Origin of the sequence: Coprococcus intestinihominis, assembly GCF_040096555.1 — a bacterium.
GTDB lineage: Bacteria > Bacillota > Clostridia > Lachnospirales > Lachnospiraceae > Coprococcus_A > Coprococcus_A intestinihominis.
The window spans coordinates 1-1,085 of record NZ_JBBMEK010000472.1 but is presented as its reverse complement, the minus strand read 5'-3'; the positions used below and the strand labels follow the sequence as shown (position 1 = coordinate 1,085).

Annotated in this window: 1 protein-coding gene; it reads right to left on the bottom strand. The window is 44.6% G+C overall.

Annotated elements, in window-relative coordinates; all coding sequences use genetic code 11:
* Positions 1-126: 126 nt before the first annotated feature.
* A partial coding sequence (locus tag WMO25_RS18280) for an ATP-binding cassette domain-containing protein (RefSeq protein ID WP_435384326.1) occupies positions 127-1,085 on the bottom strand: 959 nt, incomplete at its 5' end.

Below are 1,085 nucleotides of genomic sequence, written 5' to 3'. Positions count from 1 at the left end.
GCGTTCTATTTTCTTTTTTCTGCAATTCATCTCCCACCTGTAGAGGAAGGAGAATTCTTGCTAACTTTTGTTAAATTTATAGAAATTCCCAGTACTACACGACTGCTCCTAGAAAATCGAAGATTTTTACTTATCTCTTTCTAGGAATTTCCTGATGTAAATACCTGTATAGGAGTTCGGATTCTCAGCGATTTCTTCCGGTGTACCGCAGGCAACGATTGTTCCGCCTCTTGCACCGCCCTCAGGACCAACATCTATAATATAATCTGCTGTTTTGATGACATCCAGATTGTGCTCAATGACAACGACGGTGTTGCCGCCTTCAGCCAGTCTTCTGAGGATTTCTGTCAGTTTGTGAACATCGGCAAAATGAAGACCGGTTGTCGGCTCATCCAGAATGTAAATAGTACGTCCTGTGCTGCGCTTGCTGAGCTCTGTTGCCAGTTTGATGCGCTGTGCCTCACCGCCGGATAATGTGGTGGATGGCTGGCCCAGTTTGATATAGGAAAGTCCCACGTCATTCAGCGTTTCCAGTTTTCTTCGAATAGACGGTACATTTTCAAAGAACTTCACAGCTTCTTCAACCGTCATGTCCAACACTTCATAAATATTCTTGCCTTTGTATTTCACTTCCAGTGTTTCTCTATTGTAACGCTTGCCATGACAAACCTCGCACGGTACATAAATATCTGCCAGGAAATGCATCTCAATCTTGATAATACCGTCACCGGCACAGGCTTCACACCTTCCACCCTTCACGTTAAAACTGAAACGTCCTTTCTTGTAACCTCGCTCTTTGGCATCTACAGATGATGCAAATAAATCACGGATCAAGTCAAACACGCCGGTATAAGTTGCCGGATTAGAACGCGGTGTACGTCCAATCGGGGACTGATCAATATTGATCACCTTGTCCAGCTGCTCCATCCCCATAATATCATCATGCTTGCCCGGATGAATGGTTCGCGCATGATTCAGATCTCTCGCCAGACGCTTGTAAAGGATTTCATTCACTATGGAACTCTTGCCCGAACCGGATACACCTGTCACACAAGTCATCACTCCCAATGGAATATCTACATTAA